The organism is Methylomonas sp. TEB (assembly GCF_047777895.1).
Lineage (GTDB): Bacteria > Pseudomonadota > Gammaproteobacteria > Methylococcales > Methylomonadaceae > Methylomonas.
Window position 1 is genome coordinate 2,352,266 of the sequence record NZ_CP180476.1, and the last position, 23,738, is coordinate 2,376,003.

A 23,738-nucleotide genomic window follows, 5' to 3' on the forward strand; every position below is an offset into this window, starting at 1 on the left:
CCAAAACGCCCGCATCAGCGGGCTCAAGCTATAAAAAAGGCCGATAAACCACAAAGCGTAATTTATCGGCCATCCTTTATTCCTTTGGCGAAGTCCCTCGCCAAGCTTCCTTTTTTATAGGAACATCGGCTTATGTGCTGGGTGTTGGCTTACGCTTTAGCGTTGCGTTTGCCTCTGCCTATAAAGCCGGCCAGTGCCGTGCCGAACAGCCAGACAGCGGAGGGTACTGGCACCGCCGCTGGTGTGTAGGTAGAAGGGGCGGCCGACGCGGAAATGTTCAAAGAGATGCCGGCACTGCTTCCGAGGACGTCTGCACCGCCGACGAACACGGCATACCAGCCAGCTTGCAAGTCGTTCAGTGTCAAGGTCGCGTATCTTTTGGTGTTGGCAAAAGCAGGGTTGCCGGTGACGCCTATCGAGCCGGATACGCCGGTTTCATACAGATTGTCGATACTGACATCGTGGGCGCCGGAGTCGATGACGCCGCCGAAAGAGTTAACGTAGTTTTTGCTAGAGGAACTGACGTAGCCCAGGGTTTCGACAATGCCGTCCGCGCCGGTTGCCCACATAATGCCTGGATCGCCGGCTTGGCCCACCGAGTTAAATTTGTGAATTTGGCCGGTTAGCTCGGCCGGTGTATCGACGCCGACCGTTTCACCCGAATAAGCCACATTGGTTCTGAAAATTGAAAAAGCCGGAAAGTTTGCCGCGGACGAACGCGCGTCCACAGTCACGGATTGGGCTGACGAGCTTAAATAAAAGTTGGTAAATGCCCCTTGCATGCCCCAGCCATCATTGGACAGAGACGGATTGCCCGCGAAGCCCAAATTGCTGGAATTAAAACTGGGGTTTGAGATGCTGGTGCCCAGCTCGAGAGTGTTATCGGCACCGGACCAAGCCGCCGCAGCAGGTTGAGCAACGGCAAGGGTTAGCGCGGCGGACGATAGGGTGATTTTAAAAATAGTTTGTAAATCGATGTTCATTTTTGAGTGTCTCCAATATCTACCACATCGTTGCTTACGATTGTGGTAGATTTAAGTTGCTGTTTAATTTGGATTTGTCTGAGTATTTCGGGCCTGGCAGCCAAAAGATAGACATCTCCAAAGGGTTTAGACATGCATTGCGAGGGGTGAGTCGACAGCTGATGTCGGCTGACCTTTTCGCTCTTGTTTGCCGGGGCTTACGCGGTGCGGCGTTTGCCGAATACACCGAATCCCATTAATGCAGAACCGAACAACCAAACGGCCCCTGGCACCGGCACTGCGCTAACACCCTCGCCGGTGATGGTCAAAGGCAGGCTGGCTCCGGTGACGTAGTCGGTGGCGGTCAGGGTAATTTGATAATCGAAATGATCCTGACCGGTGGCGCCCGTTATCGGGTTGACGCCGGTCGCACCGGTGATAGTGTCGCCCTTGTTGAAGCCCAGTACGGCTTCTTCGATGGTCAGAGAGTAATCGCCAAAAGCAATAATGTAATTGCCCACGTCCAATGCAGTAGCCAGGTAGGAGTCTCGGCTCAACAAGCTGCCATCGGCCCATCCGCCGGTATTGCCGGGTATGGTGTAGGCTGGACTGTCGTCGCCGCTGACGATTTCGGTAGTCAGTGAGACTGTGTCCTGAAAAATGCGGAATTGGCTATCTGCCAGTGTTAGTTCGCCGTCGCCGTTTATATCGACATACGCGCCGGGATGCGCGCCCCAGCCCGCTGCGTAGCCTTCATTCGCCAGGACATCGATTATCACATTGGCAGCCGATGACAAGGAGAACGAATAGAAATCGATTGTGGTGCCGGCGCCGTGAACCGGGTCGACGGTTTTATAGATGGTGCCGTTTACGGTCTCGGCTTGTACATTGCCGAGGCCTAAAAGTGAAATAGCAAGTGTTGCAGCCACCTTTTTCAAGGCAGGCGCATGTTTCGTGTTAACAGACATATTTCAATTCCTTTCATAGTAAGACGAAGATTTTTACCGGTAGGTTTTACCGGCGACATTCAATGTTTCGCAATTCCCTTTGCGAGTCGTTGCCTAACGCACCTGCGCCGGATGCCGCGATGCCAGCCTCTTACTTTCCGGTCCCTTTCGTACGGTAAGTGGCGGGTCGATGGCTTCCCGCGCAATTTGAACAGCCTTAAAACCGCTATGTATTTCAATATTCCTGAATTGATCACGCTACGCTATGGTTGCGAGAGAGACAGTCCAAAGAGTTTTAAATACCGGGCTTGCTTGCGTAGTGAGTTAAACAACGGGTTTAGCTAATCAGGTGATATAACAAACTATTCCTGACCAGTGAGCGAGCGCTGTGGGTAGTTGTCGGTGTATGAATCTCGACCGGCTAGACCCTTCTCTTACCCACTCATAAGAGGCAGCTCGACTATCTGAATCAGATCCGCAGCTTTCCGGCCCCGCCTTGCGACGAGTGTGGCGACTTGGTGGCTGCGCCCAGCAGGGTGCAGCACTATTTATAAGGCAAAATGTAAGCCAAAATATATTTAAACGTGGGTTTGTAGTGTTTTTCTATGGTTATGTTCATATAAAACAATGCGATAGGCTGTTTTGTTTGATAGGGTGGAGTAGTAATAAGTGTGGCGGTTTTCTGGGGTTTTAGATGGCTATAACGCTATGCAGAGTGTGTTATTTCGCGTATTTTGGGTTATATCCCTTATTTTATTTAAGAGATTTTGGGCGGCGGCTTTGAGTTTGCGCCGTAAGGGTAAAAGTCATCAGTTCGGGTAGTGATATGCCAAGCTGACGATGCTTTAAAATCAGGGTGCTGGAACGAAGGTTTGGAACGAATTCCGAAATAATAATCCAACATTCTGATGCGTATCATGACTTCGTCGGCAATCGACGGCCGGCCCCTCCTGAGCTTTAGTCATCTGCCGATTGTCGATGGAAATCACTCAGCCCCAGAAAAAGGTTGATTCCTCTAATCGCCTTTGCCATCAGGTGGAGAAGGCTTTTTTGCATTTAAGGCGATGGCATGGCATAGCTACTGGTTAAGCTAAAAACATCGCTTGGTTCTTGGTAGCCTTGTACTTACGCGGTATTGCGCTTTGGGCGGCTGTGTAATGACGACACTATCCAATATTTCCAACACAAAATTTTCAAACTTAAATTAAGATGCCCGACACTTTCACCGAGGATAGATATGAATAAAACCGATGCCATTTTGAACAAGGGTCAGAAACTCTATGAAGACGATGCCTACATTTTGTTGTGGACGAAATTTTTTGGCCTGAGCCTGCTGGCGCTGACCTCTTACTATGTCTACGATAAACAAAAGCAGCGTCTGATCAAGCTCATGAGTAGAGAAAAAACCTATCTGATGAGCATCAGTTACTACCTCACCCACGATTATGGTTTTACCCCGACAATGGTGTTGGAAGGTATCAGTTTATTTAAGGATATTTCGGCGGCAATTGCCGACAGAGGCGGCGAGACCTGGAAGACCTTCTTTGCGGAAACCGCCAAAGATAAAGCCAGGACGTATGCGGTCCGGGGCATCCGTAAGGATAAAAAAGCCAAGGCTTGAGTTTCCAGACCTTATGCAATTTGTGCTAGGAGGCCGTCAATAAGTCGCGGACAAAACCCTAATCAGTTTTTAACTGCTCGAGCGGCAATCTCTTTATAGGAATAGTCAGTGCAGGAATCATCCACTAAAAAACGCACGCCAATTTTTGGCAACAAACCTTTGGCTCGACCTACCAAAAGGCCGGCGCGCGCATGTTGATTACCCAAACCGGCGAGTTGGTCGGTTTGCTGGGTCCGGCGCATCGCAAACAACGGTTACTGCAAAGTCTGGGCGACAACGCGGCACTGATAGTCGAACGGGTATTCTGCCCGGTCGGTTTGTACATCGGCGCGCAAACCCCGGAAGAAATTGCCTTTTCCATCGTAGCCGGCATTCAGGCCCCGTTCAACCGCCGTAGCGGCTGGCTACTGGGGAAAGAGCCGGTTGCGATCAAACATGTATGCAGCCATGGATAATGTGTATGCCGTCATCCTGGCGGCCGGTGCCTCCAGCCGGATGGGCAGTCCCAAGCAATTACTGATTTGGCAGGAGCGTCCATTACTGGCGCATGCGCTGGCCAATGCGCAAGCCGTGTTGGCGGAGCGGACGGTGGTGGTATTGGGCGCAAATGCTGAGGCGATAAAAGCCGCGGTCGATTTGAGCGGCAGCAAAGTGGTATTGAATCCGAGTTGGGCGGACGGTATGGCCGGTTCGATTCGGGCTGGTATCCGGGCTGTGCCGGACACGGCTAGCGCGGTATTGTTGATGCTGTGCGATCAACCCTTGATTAGCGCCGCGCATCTGCAAAGTTTGCTAAGTGCCTGGCAACACGCGCCGGAGCGCATCGTAGTCAGTCAGTATGCGGAGTCGTTTGGCGTACCCGCGGTGTTTCCGGCTGCTTATTTTCCCCAGCTAGCCAGCTTGACCGGCGACCGGGGAGCTAAGCCCTTGTTACTACGCTTCGAAGACTCACTGGTAAAAGTGCCGTTGCTGGAAGCGGAACTGGATGTCGACACCACGAGCGATTACCAGCGCTTGCATGCACTCAATGAAATGCAGCTCATGATTGACCAACCGCTTGACGCCTACTTACAGCGTATTCGCGAGCTGTTCATCGAACTTGGCATTCCGGAAGAACTGCCGGCAGGTAGAGGTTTGGCATTATGCCGCGAGCCTTTAGAGTTGATCGTCGCGGAAACCACGCCGCAGGGCAGGGCGTTTTATCTCACAGCGGCTGCGGCAGCCGCTTGGCACGCATTGAAACAGGCCGCTGCCGAGGAGGGCATTACGCTATTGATAGTGTCGGCCTTTCGCAGTGCGGATTATCAAGCCGACATTGTTCGGCGCAAGCTCGGGAAGGGGCAAACTATCGAGGAGATTCTGCGTGTCTTGGCCCCACCCGGTTACAGCGAACACCACACCGGGCGTGCCATCGATATAGGCAGCGACGACTGCCCGGAACTGGGCGAGCGGTTCGAACAAACGGCTGCTTTTCAGTGGCTATCAAGCAACGCAAAACGCTTTCAATTTTTTCTGTCATTCCCGCGCGATAACCGCTTCGGTTATGTTTACGAGCCTTGGCATTGGTGTTATCGGGGACGGCTGTCGGCCATTTTGCGACATTCAAGTGGTTAGAATTTAAAGATTACGGACGTCTGGTTTTGGATATGGAGCGGACTTTACGCATCTCCAAACTCTTTCTGTATCGTTTGCCGCTCAAAGGAGTGCTTGGATATAAACTGAAATTAACAACGGTTATTTTTGCTAGCATTCAAGACTTCGCACTGACGTCGGATAACCCCCAGCACAAAAAACTTCCGGCGCCATTCTTTGAAGTTGAGCCGATCAACTATTCCCGAAAGTAACAGCTGCAATCGCCGGCTTGACGCCATCTTTCGTAGGCGTGTCTCGAATAAAGCTAAAAATAATTTCCTTGAAATTTACTTTCGCCTAAATCTCGTTGACGAACGAAGGGAATTTTCAACCGCACAGGGGGTAAGGAGACTTTCCATAGGCTTATTACGTTTTAAATTCCATTCGTTAAATACCCTCCTTGTGGAGGGCGAAATCTCCCAGGCCATCAGCTACTCTAACCCTTAAACGCATAGCCCTTATTTGACGCTGGTTGAGCAGAAACGATTACACCTCACCCCGCGTACTCGCTGTTCATCGGAAATCGAGGAGAAATGAATGATCCATATCGTACATTGCTTATATGACAGAGCGAACTCGCAACTGAACCAGGAAGTAGCCGAAAAAAACGTTGTTTCAATAGGCTATAAGCTGGTTTGCTGCTTGGGTGGTCTCGTATGAGCAATAAATCCGGCACTTCCAGCCAAATCATTGGTTTGCCCCAAGGCGGCGGCGCTTTGCACGGCATTGGCGAGAAATTTTCGCCTGACTTGCACACCGGCACCGGAAACTTTAGCGTACCGATTGCGCTCCCGGCCGGCCGCAACCGTTTCCAGCCAGATCTGAGTCTGGTTTACAGCACCGGCAACGGTAACGGCCCGTTCGGTTTGGGCTGGAATCTGAGCATCCCTGGCGTGATGCGCAAAACCTCTGACGGCTTGCCGCGTTACGACGATAGTCAAGACACTTTTGTATTGTCCGGCGCCGAGGATTTGGTATCGGTCGATCTGCAAGCCAATCTGACACGTTACCGTCCGCGCACCGAAGGCCTGTTCGCCCGCATTGCCCATTATCGCGATGCGACGCAGAACTATTGGAAAGTGGAAAGCAAGGACGGTCTGACCAGTGTTTACGGCACGCCGACAAGCTCCGGGCGCGACCCTGCTGCGCTTGCCGATCCTGACAATGCCGGCCGAGTGTTTGCCTGGAAACTCAGTCGCACCGTCGACGTATTCGGCAACCGCATCGACTACCTTTACGAACGCGACGCACAGCAAACCGACGGCCCTCATCGCTGGGACCAGCTCTACCTCTCGGAAGTACGCTATGCGGATTACGGCGATCCGGCGAATCCGCAGTTCCTGGTCCGGGTAAAATTCGTTTACGAACAGCGCCCGGACCCTTTTTCCGAATACCGCGCCGGTTTCGAGATTCGCACGGTACGGCGCTGTACGCAAATCCGGATCTATACCCACGCCGACCAGGAGCGCTTGACCCGCACCTATCATCTGGATTACTTGGATCAACAACCGCACGCGGTTTTGCCGCTCAATCAGGCTTCTTTGTTGCATCAAGTCCGCGTGGAAGGCCACGACGGCACGGCATCCGAGTTCTTGCCGCCCCTGCAATTCGATTACAGCCGTTTTACCCCGGGCCAGCAAAAATTTTCCGCGATAACCGGCGAACTGCCGCCCGGCTCTCTAGCGCAGCCGGAATACGAACTGGCCGATTTGTTCGGCAACGGCCTGCCGGACATTCTGGAGATGAACGGCACGGTGCGTTATTGGCGTAACCTGGGCAACGGCCGCTTCGACAGCCCCCGGGACATGGCCGAAGCGCCGGCGGGCTTGCAACTGGCCGATCCCGGCGTGCAATTGATAGACGCCGACGGCGACGGCCGTATCGACTTGCTGGTCAGCCGCGCCGGACTGGCCGGCTACTTCCCATTGCGTTACGACGGGTTGTGGGAACGCCGATCGTTCCGGCCATACGAATTCGCGCCCAGTTTCGATCTGGAAGATCCCAACGTTAAACTGATTGATTTAACCGGCGACGGCGTGACCGACGCCATTCGTTCCGGCACGCGCTTGGAATGCTTCTTTAACGACACCAAAAAGGGCTGGCATCAGAGTCGGGCGGTTGAACGCCGGGCAATGGCAGATTTCCCTAATCTGAATTTTTCCGATCCCCGCGTCAAATGGGGCGACTTCAGCGGCGACGGCCTGCAGGACGTGGCCCTAATCTACGACGGCCATGTTTCATACTGGCCCAATCTAGGTTACGGCAACTGGGGCAAACGAATTTCGATGCGCAACAGCCCGCGCTTTCCATTCGGCTACGATTCCAAGCGCATTCTGATCGACGACATCGACGGCGACGGTCTGGCCGATATTGTTTACGTGGACGACCGCAAAATATTGTTGTGGATCAACCGGGGTGGCAACGGCTGGAGCGATGCCATCGAGATCGGCGGTACCCCGGCGGTAAGCGACATGGATGCCGTGCGGCTGGTCGATTTGCTGGGCAGCGGCAATCGCGGCCTGCTGTGGAGTCGGGATGCCGACGGTAGCAACCGGCCGCAGATGCGCTTTCTGGATTTCACCGGCGGCAGCAAGCCCTATTTGCTGCAGAGTATGGACAACCATCTAGGCGCCGTCACTCGCGTCGGCTACCTGCCATCCACCCATTTCTATCTGCAGGATCAAAGGCTGCGAGCCACGCGCTGGCTGACTCCGCTGCCGTTTCCGGTACAGGTGGTGGCCAGGGTCGAGGTGATCGATCAGCTCTCGAATGGGAAACTGACTACAGAATATAGCTACCACCACGGCTATTGGGATGGTGCGGAACGCGAGTTTCGCGGTTTTGGCCGGGTCGACCAACGCGACAGCGAAGAAATACAGACGTTTCACGCCGGCGGCCTGCATGCAGGGCAAGCGTTCAACGCCGTTGCCAGCGAGCGATTTTCGCCGCCGCTGGAAACGCGCACCTGGTTTCATCAAGGCCCGGTCGGCGACGAATTCGGCGACTGGCACGAACTGGATTTTAGCGCTGAATTTTGGCCAGGAGACCCGCAAGCCCAGTCGCGACCAGCAGCCATGACCGCAGCACTCAACGCTCTGCCGCGCCGCCGCAAGCGCGATGCCTTGCGGACTCTGCGCGGCAGCGTACTGCGTACCGAACTGTATGCGCTGGATGGTAGCGAACGCCAGCACCGGCCCTACACCGTCACCGAAACGCTGCAAGGGGTCCGCGAAGAAGACGTGCCGCCGGCCGGCGATGCACGGCGAGCGATTTTCTTCAGCTTTGCCCTAGCGCAACGTACCACCCAGTGGGAACGCGGTACCGAACCGATGACCCAACTCGCCTTGATGGGAGAGTACGATCAATACGGCCGCTTAAAGTCGCAATTAAGCGTGGCGGTGCCGCGCGGCCGGGATTACCGGCTTGCTGCTGCCACGGCGGAACCCTATCTGGCCAGTTACAGCGAAAACGACTATCTGCAACGCGACGACGCCCAGCGCTATTTGATCGACAAAGTCGCCAGGACCAGCAATTACGAAATCATCAACGACGGCAAAACTACGGCGTTCGCGCTTTGGGAAGCGGTGAAAGCCGGCAGCGCAAGTAAAAAATTGATCGGCCAAGCCCTGAATTTTTACGATGGTCCCGGTTTCCAGGGCTTGGCATTCGGCCAGCTGGGCGACTATGGCGCATTGACGCGATCGGAAAACTTGGTGCTGACCGATACCTTGCTGGCCGAGCTGTATCGTAGCGGCGACAGTGTGCAAAGTCCGCCGGAACTGCCTTTATATCTAAAACCCGGCACACCGGCCTGGACGGACGAATACCCGGCCGAGTTCCGCAAACTGGCCGCCCAAGCCGGTTATGTTTACCGCAAAAGCGGCACGGGCGCGATTTCCGCGCAGGGTTATTTCGTCATCGCCGCCAGCCATTTGTACGACTTTCAGGTCAGCGGGGCCAACGGCAAGGGCCGCGGTTTGCTGATGCAACAGCACGACCCGCTGGGCCGGCGCACGATTGTTGCTTACGACCGTTACAGTTTGTTGCCGGAACGAGTGATCGATCCTTTGGGCTTGAAGACCGAAGCCATATACGATTACCGGGTATTGCAGCCGGAATTAGTGGTAGACGCCAACGCCAACAGCCGCCGGTTCCGTTTCAGCCCCATGGGTTTGCTGAAAGCCACATTGGTGCAAGGCAAAAACAATGTCGCTGAAGGCGACCGCAACCGGCCCAGCGTCGAGCTCAGCTACGATTTGCTGGCCTTCAGCGAGCGAGGTCAGCCGGTATCGGTGCGCAGCAAACAATATCAGCATCACGACAGTGACCTTGATGTGCCCTTGCCGCAACGCGACGAGACCATCGAAACCGTCGAGTATTCCGACGGCTTCGGCCGCTTGCTGCAAACCCGGGTGCAATCGGAGGAAATCCGTTTCGGCGATGCGACTTTCGGCGGCAGCATTTTACCTGCCGATCAGAATGACGAGGCCGGCAGCAAGCTGGCCTTTGCCGGCGTCCGTAATGGCGATGCCAATCATCCCAATGTCTTAGTCAGCGGCTGGCAGATATACGACAACAAAGGCCGGGCGATCGAAAAATACGAGCCGTTTTACAGTCAGGACTGGCAATACGCCGCCCCCGGCGAGGCGCAACTAGGGCAAAAAGCCGTGATGATTTACGACCCGCGCGGCCAGCTGATCCATACGCTAAACCCGGACGGCTCCGAGCAGCGGGTGATTTACGGCATACCGGCCGATCTGGCCGACCCTGAGCAGTTTGCGCCGACCCCCTGGGAAGCTTACACCTACGACGCCAACGATAACGCCGGCCGCACCCATACCGCCTCGTCGCAAAGCTTCGAAAACCACTGGAACACTCCGGCCAGCATTGTCATCGACGCCCTGGGCCACACCGTGCAAGCCACCGCTCGTAACGGCGCCAATCCGCAAACCGATTGGTATGTTACCCGCTCCAGTTACGACATTCGCGGCAATCTGCTTAGCGTCACCGACGCGCTGGGTCGGGTGGCTTTCCGCTACGGCTACGATCTGGCCAACCGGCCCTGGCGCAACGACAGCATAGACGCCGGCTTGCGGCGCACGGTGCTGGATGCGCTGGGCAATCCTGTGGAAAGCCGCGACAGCAAAGGCGCATTAATTTTGAATGCTTACGACGAGGGTAACAGGCCGAATCGGTTGTGGGCGCGCGACGGCTTGCATCAAACTTTGACCTTGCGGCAAGTGCTGGTCTACGGAGACCGGCCCGATTCCGGCTTGAGCGTGGATGCGGCGCGGAAGCTCAACCTGCTAGGCAAACTGTATCAGCATTACGACGAGGCCGGATTAGTCAGCGTGCCGGGCTACGATTTCAAAGGCAATCCGCTCAGCCAAAGCCGGCAAACCCTCAGCGATGCCGCGTTACTGAGCACTTACCAAAACGGCGCCGAACGCAATTGGGCCGTCGATGCCTATCGCATCGACTGGCAGCCGCCGGCCGGTGTCACGCTGGCCGCCCATGCGCAAACCCTGTTGGACGCTACCGTCTACGAAACCAGCTCGCGCTTCGATGCCTTGAACCGTATCAAGCGCCTGCAATATCCCAAAGACGTCAACGGCCAGCGCCAGGAACTGCTGCCGGTTTACAACCGCGCTGGCAGTCTGGCGCAAGTCAAACTCAACGGCCAGCTGTTCGTGCAGCAAATTGCTTACAGTGCCAAGGGCCAGCGGGTATTGGTCGCCTACGGCAATGGGGTGATGAGCCGCTATGCCTATGACGATAAAACCTTCCGCTTGCTGCGCCTGCGTTCGGAACGCTACAGCCAGCCCCAGGACGACCGCTACCAGCCGGGCGGCGAAGCCTTGCAGGACTTTGGCTACCGCTACGATCTGATCGGCAACATCCTGCAAATCGAAGACCGCGCCCAGGGCAGCGGCATCTTGAATAATCCGGCGGCGGCTACCGTCAGCGACACTGCCCTGGCGCAATTGCTGGCCTCCGGCAACGCACTGCTGCGCCAGTTCGCCTACGACCCGATTTACCGCCTGTTGTCCGCCAGCGGCCGCGAGTGCGACCAAGCACCGGAAACGCCGCCCTGGCTGGATCAACCTCGTTGCACCGACCTGACCCGCACCCGCGCCTACAGCCAGCACTACCGGTACGACGCGCTCGGCAATATGCAGGAACTCAAACACCAGCTGGCCGATGGCGCTCGCAACCGGGTGTTTACTAGTGCCGCCGGCAACAACCGGCTGGACACGGTGACAATAGGCCAAAATAGCTACCGTTACGCCTACGACGCCAACGGCAACCTGCAGTCCGAGCATCAGACCCGCCTGTTCGACTGGGACCACGGCGACCGGCTGAAAGCCTTCCGCACCCAGGTGACCGGTAGCGAACCCTCGGTACATGTGCAATATTGCTACGACGCCGGCGGCATGCGGGTGAAAAAGTTCACCCGCAAGCAAGGCGGCCAGTACACCGTCACCGTCTATATCGACGGCCTGTTCGAAGTCCACCGCGCGGTGCAAGGCGTTTCCGTGCAGGAAAACAACACCCTGCACGTGATGGACGACCAGTCGCGCATCGCTTTAGTCCGCGTCGGCACAGTATTCCCGGACGATACCACCCCGGCGGTGAAATACCACCTGAGCGACCACCTGGGCAGTAGCCATGTGGTGATCGGCGTCGACGGCAACTGGTTGAACCGCGAGGAATATACGCCGTACGGCGAAACCAGCTTCGGCGGCTTTGCCAGAAAACGTTACCGCTTTACCGGTAAGGAGCGGGATGAGGAAAGCGGCTTGAATTACCACGCGGCCAGGTATTACGCGGCTTGGGTGGCGAGGTGGGTGAGTTGTGATCCGATTGGATTAAGAGGGGGGCTCAATGGTTACGCTTATGTCAGTGCCAATCCGTTACGTCTTGTTGATCCGAGCGGCACCGAAGATCAGGCCGCGCAAAGTGGCGGCGAAATTCGGCAAGGCAAAATTCACAACACCGAGTGGCGCGTCACTACCCGAGACGGCAAGTCGGTCTATCAACTCAATCACAACAATGGCCGCGGCTGGAATGCTGTGGGCAGGGATAATTTTCATTCGGCTCTGGGACGAGCCAAGGAATTGGATCAAATACACGCCGATCCAGAAGCATTGGCCAGTTTCAAGAAAAACTGGAAGATGGTGGATAGCTCTGCAACGCTGATCAAAGGAGTTGGTGCCGTTACTATCGGTAGTGTTGGCCTTGGTGTGTTAGCTACGTCCTCAGGGGCCGTTGCCACCGGCAAAGCCGTTGGTTATGCCGGAGCACGTATCGCCCAATCGGTTGTTACCAATCCCATGGCCAATTTGGCTGCGCAGGTGGGGGTCGGCCTTGTAACACCGCCTGGCGTCGATTTGCTTCCCGGCCCGGTGGACAACGCTGCACAAAATGCCAAAGTCACCGTTTATCGCTTTCTGGATATCACAGATCCGAAGACCATGGTATCACGTGCTGCTACAGCTTCCGAGGAAGTTGCCGAACAATGCGCCAAGAACATGAAGGACGCGGACTGGATGGAGTTACGTGCCCATGCCCATGCTATCGGTGTTACGGAAAACAGTCCCTTCATCTCGGGCGGTACTAATATGGAAAAAATGCTGCAAACCACCGATCCAACCTTGAAAACCATCATTACCGGTAAACCCGGTGTTGAGGGTTACGCTCGCGCACCCCACATTGGCGTTTTCGAGGTACCTGCATCCATGCTGGTCAAGCCAAACAATAGCATTTCACAAAGCGAAACGGAATTGTTATTTACTGGTAATAACTTGCTGGATTATTTAACTAACGCTTTTCCCAATCCCCATTGAGGCAATCAAAATACTGGTATCACCCCCCCAGTTTCCAAGTGGGAGCCTTGAAAAATAGATTATTTAACATTTGGGAGTTACTCATGCTCAAAACCAAACACATCAGCAGCGGCGACTGGCGCACGCTGGAATCGTTCTGGAATGCCAAGGGCATTGCCTTTTTCAAGGCCCCGGCCGGTGCGCAAATCAAGGTGCGTTACGGCTACGGCTGGCTCGGTTTCGACCGGCAAAAACAAACCCTGAACGGCGTCGACTACAAGAAACTAGATGTCGGCCTGGGCTCGCTCGGCTACGCCCGGATGCAGATCAAGGTCTCGCAAACCACCGATGTAACGTACGATGTTTACGGCGGCGGCGTGGCCAGACCGTCGCCGGAAATTCCGTTCTAGCGCAAACAAGCGGCGTCCGGCGGCCTACCCTATGCACTAGACCCATAAATCCGATGAGTAACAGCGTAATCGGCACCATGCACTTATCGTCCTCACGCTCCGGGTGCGAATAAAGACCGAGCTAAGTAGCTCGCTACAAAGCCGCCGCCCAACCCATTTCCTGGCCGTTAAAGGTCAGGCGCAACCATCAACAGGAGAATGTAATGGATCCAATTGAAGCGATTTTGAAAATAGACGTGCGGTCGCCCAGCCCCGGCACCCTGATCGGCAAATACCCGATCACAGTGAGCGGCGTCGTGAGGGCAACCGGCGAGGATGGCCAGATTAACGACAACATCACCTTGGCCGAGGTCAGGCAAATTAACGTGACCTTCGGCGCCGGCGGACCCAGCGTGCCGGCCACCATGACCGGCTTTCAAACCTGGACCTGCCAGGGTTCGGTAGCCGCGAACGTGCCGGACGGACAGAGCGTGGACATCACAGTCGAGTCCTTGGTAGCGGTGCTGAATAAAACGTTTCCGCCCGGCGAACAAAACGTCACCGCATCGGGGACAGGCTCGGTCAGCGTGGTCATGGAGGCCAAGAAACCGGAATTGACGGTCAACTTCGCTTCGCCGGTGGAAACGCCAACCTTCCCCCATGCGTTTCGTTTTTTCGGCACCGCGAGGCATCAGGCTAGCGGTATTGCCTCGGTACGCTATAAAATCAACGATGGGGCGTTCGCCGAAGTCGACAATCCGAAAGGCGACTGGAGCGAGTGGAGCAAGACCATTTCGGTGGCGGAGCCCGGCACGTTTACCTTGACCGTGGCAGCCACCGGCAAGCCGCCCTTCGACCTCACCAACACCTCTAACCCCTATACCGTGGTCATCAAGCGGCCGTTCGAGCCGACCGATGTCGAGCAAGTGTTCGCAGCCACCACCTATTTACGGGAGTTGATGGAATTCTCGCAACGGCAGATTAAAATCGGCGGCGGCAACGGCCCTAATCCACAGGTATTGACCAACCGGTTTTATCAACCTTACGACCGACTGACTGCCACCCAGCACTTCGCGGCAGCCACCCGTCCGGTGTCGCAAATCCGCATTGCCATCGAAAGTTTGCGCGCCGACCTGCAACGCAAAACCATCGCCGTGCCCGCGCAGTTGGAGCAGGATTTCCGCTTCGCCGCTTACCAGGCGCTGCTGAACCAGCTCGGGGTTTCCTACGAAGAGCTGCGTTTGGCGCGGCTGGCCGGCCAGCCGGAGCGCGAAGCTTTAGCCGCCCGCCTGGGCATTGAACTGGCCGCCAGCCGCCCCGACTATCTGGACCGTTTGACACTCAGCCCGGCCACCGCCAGCGACACTGATCTGCAAACGATTTTCGGCTATATTCATCCCGGTTCGCTAGATCCGTTGGCACCTGCCACTGAAGCCGAACTGACGATGCAGCGCCGGGGTCAATTGCGTTCATTCTGGAAAGCCGAAGACAGCCGCCTGCGCGACGCCGCCGCACTGCCCATCGTCGATCCAGACCTGATCAGCGCCGACCATATTGGCAACCACACCAACAACTCGGCGTATGCCCTGTGGAACGCCCGCCGCACATGGATTGCCGAAACGCTGGCCGCCATAGAAAGCGAAGGCGCGAATCTGGCCACACCGCTGGCGCGCTTCGATCAAATCATCAGCCGTTTCGTCGGCACCATCGACATCGCCGCTTTGGCCGCACGCGACGCCCTGGGCGAAAACCTGAGCCTGGACCTGGCGTCTTTTCATCTGGATAGCCCTGGGTTCCGCTTTTTGGCCCGTTGTCGGACCTTGCTGGCGACCGGCAGCTTGCTGGAAAGCGAATGGCAGGATGTGTTCGCCATCGTGCTGCAAGCGCAAAAAAGGGCGCAGTTCAGCAACTGGCGCACGCAAGAGCGCAATGCCGATCTGGTGCTCGAGCCAGACCAGTTTCTGGCCGATGACGATACGGCGAAAATCGCCGACTGGCGCGGCGCGGCGCGCGACTTTACCCAGTGGCGCCGTACCTTGCAGGCCAGAATCAAACAACGGCAGGCACTGCAGGACGGTTATGCAAAAACCCTGGAAACTGTCGAGGCGCAAACGCTGCCGGCTCTGCGCGATGCCTTGCTCGACCTGGCAGGGCAAGCACAAACGCCAGCCGAAGCGCGGGAAGCCGCTGCAGAAAGATTGAGCCGCGAATTAGCCATCGATTTGCGCCGCCACGGCGAAGCGCTTACTACCCGCGTCGAACAGGCGCTGGAAACCCTGCAAACGGCTCTGTTTGCAGTGCGCTCTGGCCGCGCAGGTGGCGACTGGAGCTTGACCGAACCCAATTTCGACCCGGAATGGCTGTGGATGAGCAGTTATCAAACCTGGCTGGCGGCGATTCGCTTGTTTGCATATCCGGAAAACCAGTTGTTTCCCAATCTTTACCGCGCAGATGTTCAGCAGACCTTGACGCCCAGTAACGCCTTTATTGGACCGAACGGCTTGATTGTGCGGTTACGCAAGATCGCCAAGCTGACGCCGGACAGCGCCAGAAAACTGGCGGCTGACTACATCGCTGCGTTGCGCAACGAAACGCCGGTGCCGCCCGGTAATCCCGCTACCAGTTTACCAGCCGATTTCGTGCTCACCGACAAACAAATGACCGCGACCGAACTACAGAACCGGCTGAATTTGATCGCCAATCTGTTTCAGGACAGAAGCGATCCGCAACGGCCGCGCCCGATCACCGACCCCAACGCCATTCCGCAATATCTGCGCGAGGTGTTTTGGCTGGTGCCGATGACGCTGGCGTTGCGCTTGCAACAGGAGCGGGACTTTCTGACGGCGCTGGACTGGTATCAAACCGTGTACGCCTTTGATTTGCCGCCGGCCCGACGCAAGCGCTATCCCGGCCTGGCGATGGAGGAAAACGTCAAATCCAGCTACAGCCGTACGCCTGAGTGGTTGGTCGACGAATTGAATCCGCACGTCATCGCCCGCACCGCCACCACGCAACAAAACGAATTGGTCGGGCGCAAGAACGTTTACACCCGGTTTACCGTCATGGCCATCGTGCGCTGCTTCCTGGAATATGCCGATCAGGAGTTTTCCCGCAACGTGGCCGAATCGGTGGCCAAGGCGCGTACGCTGTATCACACCGCGGTTGATTTGCTGCTGGCCAACCAGCAACTGCCAGAACCCGGTGTCGCGGCCGTGTTTCCACCCAATCCGGTGTGGGCCTCGCTATTGCTGCGCGCTAACGCCAATTTGGCGAAAATTCACAACGGCATGAACATCGCCGGAGTAAGGGCGTCGCTGCCGGGCGCGACTCAGGCTCCGCTGGCGTTTTTGCCAAGCCATTACCGCTATGGCTATCTGATCGAGCGCGCCAAGAATCTGGTCGGCATTGCCCAACAAGTGGAGACGGCATTTCTATCGGCGATGCAGCAGCGTGACGAGGAAGAATACCGGCGGAATCAGGCCGAACACGACATCAAATTGGCCGGTGCGTCTATCAATCTGGCGAATCTGAAACAGGCCGATGCCGACATCGTCCGGCGAGAAGCCGAATTACAAAAAGGCCGGGCCGAGGTTCAACGCGATCATTTTTCGGATTTGTTGAGCGACGGCCTGAATGCCTGGGAAGCCGGAGCGCTGGGCGGAATGGCGCTGGCAACCGTGCTGTATGACGCTCAAGCCTGGAAGTTATGGGAAAATAATTCGGCGCAAGCCGCCTCAAGCGCGGCGCAATTCGCCCAGACCCAAGCCAGCTTCGAACGCCGCAAACAGGAATGGCAACTGCAGAAAAATCTGGCCCAAGTGGATGTGGCAATCGCTCTGCAGCAAGTAGCGCACGCCTGGAACCAGCAGAAGGTTGCCGAGCAGGAAAAAAATCTGGCCGTGTTGCAACTGGAGCACGCGGAATCGGTTATGAGCTATCTAGCCAACAAGTTCACCAACACCGAACTATACGAATGGATGAGCGGCATACTGGGCAGCGTATATGCCTATTTTCTGCAACAGACCACCGCACTGGCGCAACTGGCCGAGATGCAATTGGCGTTTGAGCGCCAGGAACCGGCGCAGGGCTTCATTCGCGGCGATTATTGGGTCGACACCAGCACTGACGCCGCCAGCAATGCCGACCAGCCGGATAGACGCGGCCTGACCGGATCGGCGCGGCTGTTGCAGGATATTTACCGGCTGGATCAATACGCCTTCGACACCGACAAACGCAAACTGCATTTGACTCAGACCCTGTCGCTGGCCCAGCTTGGGCCGCTGGAGCTGCAACAGTTCCGCGACAGCGGGGTGTTGACCTTCGCCACCCCGGAAGCCTTATTCGATCAGGAATTCCCCGGTCATTATCTGCGCTTGGTGAAACGGGTGAAAGTGTCGTTGATCGCATTGGTACCGCCGGTGCGCGGTATTCGCGCCAGTTTTTCGGCCTCCGGCCTGTCGCGTACCGTGGTTGCCGGCGACAGCTTCGCGCCGGTGTTGCTGAGCCGGTCGCCGGAAAGCATCGCCTTTACCTCACCGCTCAACGCCAGCGGCTTATTCGAGCTGGAAGCTGAGAACGGCATGCTATTACCGTTCGAAGGCATGGGGGTGGATGCAGTGTGGCGGCTGGAGTTGCCGAAACCGGCCAATCCCTTTGATTATCGCACCATCGCCGACGTGCTGCTGACGCTGGAGTATACCGCGCTGCAAAGTTACGACTACCGGCAGAAAGTGATTCGGCAATTGGATCGCTCGTTCACTGGCGACCGGGCCTTCAGCGTGCGCGACCAATTCGCCGACGCCTGGTACGAATTGAACAATCCCGAACAAGTCGCTCCGGAGCGGCAAATGCGCATCGAATTGCCGATCCGGCGGGACGATTTTCCACCGCATCTGCAATCCTTGAATCTGGAACAGTTGACTTTGTTCTGTGTGCGTAACGATGGCTACGTTGCGGAATTGAAGATCCTGTCGTTGACCCATGCCATTCCCGGCCTGGACAGCGTGACCGCCGGTGAGGCGCAAACCCGTGGCGGCATCGTCGGCACCCGTCGCCCGAACGGCGCCCCGTGGCAGGCGTTGGTCGGCCGGCATCCGGCCGGGGACTGGACACTGCAACTGGAAAATACGCCATTGATACGTGCCGCCATCAAGGACGAGTCGATATTGGATCTGGTACTGGTGTTGACCGTCAACGGCACCACGCCGGAATGGCCGCAATAATATTGCAATGAGCCTAGTGCATTTACCCTACCTGAGGGGGATAGCAGGGAATAGGGTTTGACGCTATTGTAATGCCGCTGATAAAAACCGTTAGAAAAGACGGTTTTAGCTCGGTAAAGCACGGTCTGACGTAAAGGCGTCCGATTTTTTCAGATTTATATTTTGGAGCATGTTATGAAACAGAAATACAGATTAATGATTATCGCCTCTTTGTTTTGGGTAAGTTTGGCCAACGCCGCCGAAGCGGAGCAACAGCCCAACTTCTACGAGTGTGCAGGCAGAGGCGCGAATCTGACTTTAAGCATCGGCAGCAAGGCGGAAGTGGGGATTATGCCGGCCGCTACGGTACTGAATCTGGAGTTGGGCAAGCAAAGCTATTCCTTCAAAGAACAGGACATCACCGTCGAATCGACCCTGATCGGTGAATTGTGGGAAGTGGTGCTGCAGCACGTCCCAGACTCGCACATCAACCACGCCTCGGTCGTGATTCCGCAAATCAATCTGGGAGGGGAAGCGAAACGCTTTGTCAGTCAGCTGATATTGACCAAAATTTCGACGCCGTTCACCGGCCAACCGTTTAATGGCGTGGTGAATGCATCGAAATATATTGATTTAAATTGCACGGCGTCCCTGGTCTATTACTAGACGTTGCAGACGCCACCCAATTAGGTTGTTGCTTATCACTGTTCTCTCCCATCATAGCCGGCATGGTTTATTTTGCATTGGGTGGTATCTGGTTTTCTCCACTTTTCGGCAAGCAATAGGATAAAGCCGTAGGCTTTGTCCGCCCCGAAAAGTGGCGTCCGGCCGCCGTCTATTATCTCCGTCTCCTGTCCGGCTGCGTAATAGCCAGTTTTGCCACCGCATTCCTGTTCGATTTAATCCAGCCGGCATCGCTAATTCAAGCATTAAAGCTCGGTTTTCTGGTTGCGGCCGGATACGGCGGCAGCATCACAGGTATCAATGCCGTCTCGCCTAATACACCGAAACCCGCCCTGTATGTCGCAGTGGTCGGCGGTTATCATCTGACGGGTTTGCTATTGAGCGCCGCAATTTTATACGAACTGTCTTGACTCTTATGGCAAAAACAACGCAGACCTACTTGAATCCGCTTTTGGCGGACAACCGCTCGGCTTGGCAAGCGGTTGCCGGTTTGGAAGGCGTGGCCGAGCAATTGACGCTGAGTATCGATCCGTAAGAAGTGTTCATCGTCAGCGGATGGCATTTCGACGACGCCTTCGGTATCTGATTGGAAACCGGCCACTATGCCAGCCGCACGCCGGGGGAATTGCACGGGCCGTTCAAGAGCGACACGGGATGGTGGTACAGGAAGTGTTGTTTCCGAACCGGCCTTGTTAGGCTGCCCCGCCGACTGTTGCTTAAATCCGCTCTGAAAGCCTGCGTATAGGTGAAGGCGACGCCTTTGTCGCGACAAGCTGTACTCCCAATTAAATGCCATTCTTTGTCCGGCATGATGCCTGCAGCTCCATGCTGCCTCGAAGCCGCCTGCCCGATACCCTCCCCAGGTAGGGCGATTCCGTTACCGCCAATTGTTACATTACCACCCAACGGACTCAGGCTACGGCTGTTAGGTCCGTCGGTTTTTTATACATTCGTTTCAGGGGAACTCAGATGTACACACTATTAATGCGTAAACAACGCGCGGCCGGCCGCGCTTTTTGGTTCGCCGTTTTGTTGTTGGGCGGCACAGCCGCGGCCAATAGCGGCGCTCCGGATTGTCGCTCGCAATCGGCGGCAGTGGCGTGGACCGGCGACGACGATCCGGACGAAGGCGGTCAGGCCGCTTGAGCCCATTCCGATTCGATACTTTCCAGGAGAAAACCATGCCATTTCCAATTTTTCAGATACGGCCTCTGCCGTGGGCCGTCGCAGCCTTGCTGGCCATCGGGCCGCTGAACGCCGCCGCGGCCCGCTACGATTTTGCCAGCCTTGGCTTGCAAGGCGACCAGACCAGCCTGGCGCGCGACATCAACGACCAGGGCCAAATCCTGCTGTTGAATAATTTGCCCGGTAAGGACCGGGAGCCGAGTACTGTTCGTTCTTACCTTTACCGCAACGGTAGCGCCGAGGAGATCACTGCCGGCGGCAAGTCGGTGCAGGCTTACGCGATCAACAACGGTGGCGACATCGTCGCGTCGGTCAACGTCGACACTAACGATCCTTACACCAATCAAATCTTTATCCGTCGGGACGGCGCGAACGAGATGACCGGCTTGAGCACGGATAACCGTAAAAGCGTGTCATGGGCAATCAACGACAATGGCGATATTGCAGGTACGCTGATCAGGGACCGGAGCGCTGAAGGCGTGATTTACCGCAACGGCGCGATAACAAAAACCGGCGGTTTTACCGCCGACGCGATCAATAATCGCGGCGATGTTGCCGGTTCGGTGCGCGGCCCCAACGGGTTCGGCTCGCTTGCGCATGTTTATCGCAATGGCGTCGGTCAAACCATCGGCGGTCTCGGTGGCGAAACCAGCCAAGGCCAAGCGATAAACGCCGCCGGCGAGGTGGTCGGCTACAGTTCGTTGAGCCTCGAAGATTCCACCACCCACGCCTTCCACTACGCGGATGGCCGGATGCAAGATCTGGGCAGTCTGGGCGGCGCCAGCCAAGCCTGGGACATCAACGATACCAGTCAGATCGTCGGCTATTCGCGCACCGCCGACAACGCGCTGCATGCGGTGTTGTGGAATAACGGCCGGATTTACGACTTGAACCGGCTGGCGGGGGAAGGCTGGACCTTGCACAACGCATTAGGAATCAACCGTTACGGTCAAATCGTTGGGGTCGGCTCGCACGCCGGCGCCGAAGCCGAAGGCTTTTTACTGACCCTGCATCCAGAATGGCAGGGCAACGGCGACGGCGCTTGGGACGACGCGGCGCGCTGGAATTACGCCGGCTTCGGCAGTTTCGGCTTCGCACCGGGCCAGCCGCACGATGCGGTGATTAATCCGGGCGGCAACGCCACGATTTTGGGCAGCGCCAATGCCCGCGTGCGCAGTCTTGCTGTTAGTGGCGGAGCCGGCCAAAGCGTGATGTTTGATTTGAGCCGCGGCTATACCGCGGCCGAACGCGGTACCCGTCTGCATAATGCCGCTTTGACCGGGTCCGGTACCCTAGACGGCGGCTTGCAAATCGATGCCGCCAGCCGGGTGCAGGTCAGTAGCGGCAAACAGATGCGTTTGTTAGGCGGCAGCGTCGACAACGCCGGCAGCATCCAGTTGATCGGGGCCAGCGGCAATCTGGCCCGCTTACAGACCGACCGCTTGTTAATCAATCAGGGCCAGTTGCAAATGCAAAACGCCGCCGCCGAATTTGCAGGCGGTCTGGAAAATCGCGGCCAACTGCAAATCGGCTTCGGTGCCAATAGCGTGGCAGGCGACGTGACCAACGGCAAAACCGGCCGAATCGTGCTGTCCGGCAACGGCGAAACCGCGTTCTGGGACGACGTGACCTTACAGTCCGGCAGCGAATTGCGGGTTGGGCGCGATGCCGGCGCGGTGTTTTTCGGCCAAGTCGTGGTGCGAGACGGCGCCTTGTTGAGCGGCACCGGCACCAGCTATTACGAAGGCGGCCTGTCGTTGGGCGATTCGCCGGCGCTAGTGGCTAACAGCGGCAGCGCCAGCTTAGGCAGCGAGAACCTATATCTGGCGGAAATCGGCGGTTTGGCCGCCGGCAGCCAATTCGACCAGTTGCAGGTGGCCGGCAATCTGAATTTCGGCGGCGTACTGCAACTGATGTGGTGGGACAACTTCGCTGCCCAGGCCGGCGATGTGTTCGACTTGTTCGACTGGGGCAGCAACTCCGGTAAGTTCGTGCGGATCGATACCCGATTCGCAACCCTGGCCGACGGTTTGCGCTGGGATTTTTCCAGGCTTTATACCACCGGCGAAATCGGCGTCGCGGCGGTACCGCTACCAGGCTCTTTCTGGCTGTTCGGCTCGGTTTTAATCGCGATGATCGGCCGCCGCCGCACCTTTTAACGTCATTCCTTGAGGAGAAAATTATGCAACACCTCGATTTACTCAAAATAACCGTTCGCCGCTTGGCCGGCATCACCTTGTTAAGCCTCCTGTTTTGCGCCGCTGCCCAGGCCCGCATGCCCGGCCGCGGATATGGTGGCAAGCCGCCCACTAAGCCTACCCCGGCCCCCACGCAGCAATACCAAGTGCAAAGCAGTTGTCCGCCCGCCGGATGCGTGGGAGTTTTTCAGAAACTGTAGATGCGCCGGTAAACCCTGATGCCTATCTGGCCCGGCGCCGGCTCTTCTTTCAAGCCGGTGCCGCTTTTTTATCGATGATTCGGATGAGGATCACTATGAACACCAAATTCTTTTCCCGCCGCCTATTAGCCGTATTGGCATTGCTGGCACTCGGCGCCAACACGGCATCGGCTGAACTGATCAGCCGGCGCGGCGGCACAATGATCTACGACAGCGATACCAACTTGACTTGGTTGGCCGACGCCAATTTGCTTCGCAAGCAACTCGCACAAGACCCCGACTTGGTGGGTAAGATTATTCAGTCTGTCGGCACCGTGTACACCAATTGGGGCGATATTGAGGTGAAGTACGATGACTTCATCGATCAAGATTATCCCTATTTGCGCGACGGCAAAGTGACCTTGATCGGCGCGCGAGCATGGGCGAGTTATCTCGATTACGGCGGCTTCGACGACTGGCGCTTGCCGGAGGACGGTAGCGGTTGCACCGGCTATTATTGTTACTTTTACTCGGAAATGGGCAGTTTGCTGTATGAAGGCCTATTAGGCAGGCCCGGGGTTCCGATCGACAAAGCACACGGCCCGAACTACGGGCTATTCGAAAATATACAAATCGGCACCTACTGGCTGGGTAATGACGATCGCACTTCCGCTCGCATATCCAGTTATTCAATGTACACTCATTCGAACTTCCAAAGCACAACGTTATATCGCGACGGCTTTAATAACCGATCCTGGTATCTCTACGGTCACGCGTGGGCCGTTAGACAAGGTGATGTCGGCGATTTGCCTGCAGTCCCGTTGCCGAGCTCGGCGTGGCTATTTCTGACCAGCTTGCTGCCCGCTTTGCAACGGTGGCGGCGTTAGACGCTTCAAGGAGATAGCGTCCACAGT

At 56.5% G+C, this 23,738-nt stretch carries 12 protein-coding genes, 3 pseudogenes and 1 riboswitch; of the genes and pseudogenes, 13 read left to right on the plus strand and 2 right to left on the minus strand.

Features of this window, described 5'->3' with window-relative positions:
* Positions 1 to 149 precede the first annotated feature (149 nt).
* On the minus strand, positions 150 to 983 hold the full coding sequence (locus ACMXD4_RS10530; protein WP_415880712.1) for a hypothetical protein: 834 nt from the start codon (positions 981 to 983) through the stop codon (positions 150 to 152).
* A 197-nt stretch (positions 984 to 1,180) separates the two neighbouring features.
* Entirely contained in the window at positions 1,181 to 1,930 is a 750-nt protein-coding gene (locus ACMXD4_RS10535; RefSeq protein WP_171695518.1) for a hypothetical protein, read from the minus strand.
* Between the two features lie 426 nt (positions 1,931 to 2,356).
* Positions 2,357 to 2,431: riboswitch (cyclic di-GMP riboswitch) on the minus strand.
* A gap of 498 nt (positions 2,432 to 2,929) precedes the next feature.
* Here ACMXD4_RS10535 and ACMXD4_RS10540 point away from each other — a divergent pair.
* The 13 genes and pseudogenes from ACMXD4_RS10540 to ACMXD4_RS10600 form a co-directional block, all read left to right on the plus strand.
* Positions 2,930 to 3,067: pseudogene (locus ACMXD4_RS10540) on the plus strand (IS5/IS1182 family transposase); the annotation flags it as partial.
* Between the two features lie 79 nt (positions 3,068 to 3,146).
* Complete coding sequence (locus ACMXD4_RS10545; RefSeq protein WP_033156342.1) at positions 3,147 to 3,530, plus strand: hypothetical protein; 384 nt, start codon at positions 3,147 to 3,149, stop codon at positions 3,528 to 3,530.
* Between the two features lie 167 nt (positions 3,531 to 3,697).
* Positions 3,698 to 3,985 (plus strand): annotated as a pseudogene (locus tag ACMXD4_RS10550) (XdhC family protein); the annotation flags it as partial.
* Complete coding sequence (locus ACMXD4_RS10555) at positions 3,978 to 5,144, plus strand: D-alanyl-D-alanine carboxypeptidase family protein (RefSeq protein WP_415880713.1); 1,167 nt, start codon at positions 3,978 to 3,980, stop codon at positions 5,142 to 5,144. The pseudogene ACMXD4_RS10550 and the gene ACMXD4_RS10555, both read left to right, overlap by 8 nt.
* Positions 5,145 to 5,818: 674 nt before the next feature.
* A complete protein-coding gene (locus ACMXD4_RS10560; protein ID WP_415880714.1) occupies positions 5,819 to 13,009 on the plus strand; it encodes a SpvB/TcaC N-terminal domain-containing protein in 7,191 nt (2,396 codons plus the stop codon).
* Between the two features lie 83 nt (positions 13,010 to 13,092).
* Entirely contained in the window at positions 13,093 to 13,398 is a 306-nt protein-coding gene (locus ACMXD4_RS10565) for a hypothetical protein (RefSeq protein ID WP_415880715.1), read from the plus strand.
* A 203-nt stretch (positions 13,399 to 13,601) separates the two neighbouring features.
* Positions 13,602 to 18,599: a neuraminidase-like domain-containing protein gene (locus ACMXD4_RS10570; protein WP_415880716.1), complete on the plus strand. Its 4,998-nt coding sequence runs from the start codon at positions 13,602 to 13,604 to the stop codon at positions 18,597 to 18,599.
* A 174-nt stretch (positions 18,600 to 18,773) separates the two neighbouring features.
* The gene (locus tag ACMXD4_RS10575) at positions 18,774 to 19,244 is read left to right on the plus strand and encodes a hypothetical protein (protein ID WP_415880717.1); all 471 of its coding nucleotides are present in this window, start codon (positions 18,774 to 18,776) and stop codon (positions 19,242 to 19,244) included.
* Positions 19,245 to 19,402: 158 nt separating this feature from the next.
* Positions 19,403 to 19,672: pseudogene (locus ACMXD4_RS10580) on the plus strand (hypothetical protein); the annotation flags it as partial.
* A gap of 559 nt (positions 19,673 to 20,231) precedes the next feature.
* Entirely contained in the window at positions 20,232 to 20,408 is a 177-nt protein-coding gene (locus tag ACMXD4_RS10585) for a hypothetical protein (RefSeq protein ID WP_415880718.1), read from the plus strand.
* Between the two features lie 35 nt (positions 20,409 to 20,443).
* Positions 20,444 to 22,606 carry a hypothetical protein gene (locus tag ACMXD4_RS10590; RefSeq protein ID WP_415880719.1) on the plus strand — a complete coding sequence of 721 codons (2,163 nt, stop codon included), beginning with the start codon at positions 20,444 to 20,446 and terminating at the stop codon, positions 22,604 to 22,606.
* Between the two features lie 23 nt (positions 22,607 to 22,629).
* Positions 22,630 to 22,845: a hypothetical protein gene (locus tag ACMXD4_RS10595; protein ID WP_415880720.1), complete on the plus strand. Its 216-nt coding sequence runs from the start codon at positions 22,630 to 22,632 to the stop codon at positions 22,843 to 22,845.
* A 95-nt stretch (positions 22,846 to 22,940) separates the two neighbouring features.
* Positions 22,941 to 23,711, plus strand: coding sequence for a hypothetical protein (locus ACMXD4_RS10600; protein ID WP_415880721.1), 771 nt, complete (start codon positions 22,941 to 22,943; stop codon positions 23,709 to 23,711).
* Positions 23,712 to 23,738 lie beyond the last annotated feature (27 nt).

Excerpts from the sequence above, each read along its gene's own strand:
- ACMXD4_RS10560 (WP_415880714.1), top strand. The coding sequence starts at position 5,819 with ATGAGCAATAAATCCGGCACTTCCAGCCAAATCATTGGTTTGCCCCAA.
- ACMXD4_RS10545 (WP_033156342.1), top strand. The coding sequence starts at position 3,147 with ATGAATAAAACCGATGCCATTTTGAACAAGGGTCAGAAACTCTATGAA.
- ACMXD4_RS10530 (WP_415880712.1), bottom strand. The coding sequence starts at position 983 with ATGAACATCGATTTACAAACTATTTTTAAAATCACCCTATCGTCCGCC.
- ACMXD4_RS10535 (WP_171695518.1), bottom strand. The coding sequence starts at position 1,930 with ATGTCTGTTAACACGAAACATGCGCCTGCCTTGAAAAAGGTGGCTGCA.
- ACMXD4_RS10585 (WP_415880718.1), top strand. The coding sequence starts at position 20,232 with ATGTACACACTATTAATGCGTAAACAACGCGCGGCCGGCCGCGCTTTT.
- ACMXD4_RS10575 (WP_415880717.1), top strand. The coding sequence starts at position 18,774 with ATGAAACAGAAATACAGATTAATGATTATCGCCTCTTTGTTTTGGGTA.
- ACMXD4_RS10600 (WP_415880721.1), top strand. The coding sequence starts at position 22,941 with ATGAACACCAAATTCTTTTCCCGCCGCCTATTAGCCGTATTGGCATTG.
- ACMXD4_RS10570 (WP_415880716.1), top strand. The coding sequence starts at position 13,602 with ATGGATCCAATTGAAGCGATTTTGAAAATAGACGTGCGGTCGCCCAGC.
- ACMXD4_RS10590 (WP_415880719.1), top strand. The coding sequence starts at position 20,444 with ATGCCATTTCCAATTTTTCAGATACGGCCTCTGCCGTGGGCCGTCGCA.
- ACMXD4_RS10555 (WP_415880713.1), top strand. The coding sequence starts at position 3,978 with ATGGATAATGTGTATGCCGTCATCCTGGCGGCCGGTGCCTCCAGCCGG.
- ACMXD4_RS10565 (WP_415880715.1), top strand. The coding sequence starts at position 13,093 with ATGCTCAAAACCAAACACATCAGCAGCGGCGACTGGCGCACGCTGGAA.
- ACMXD4_RS10595 (WP_415880720.1), top strand. The coding sequence starts at position 22,630 with ATGCAACACCTCGATTTACTCAAAATAACCGTTCGCCGCTTGGCCGGC.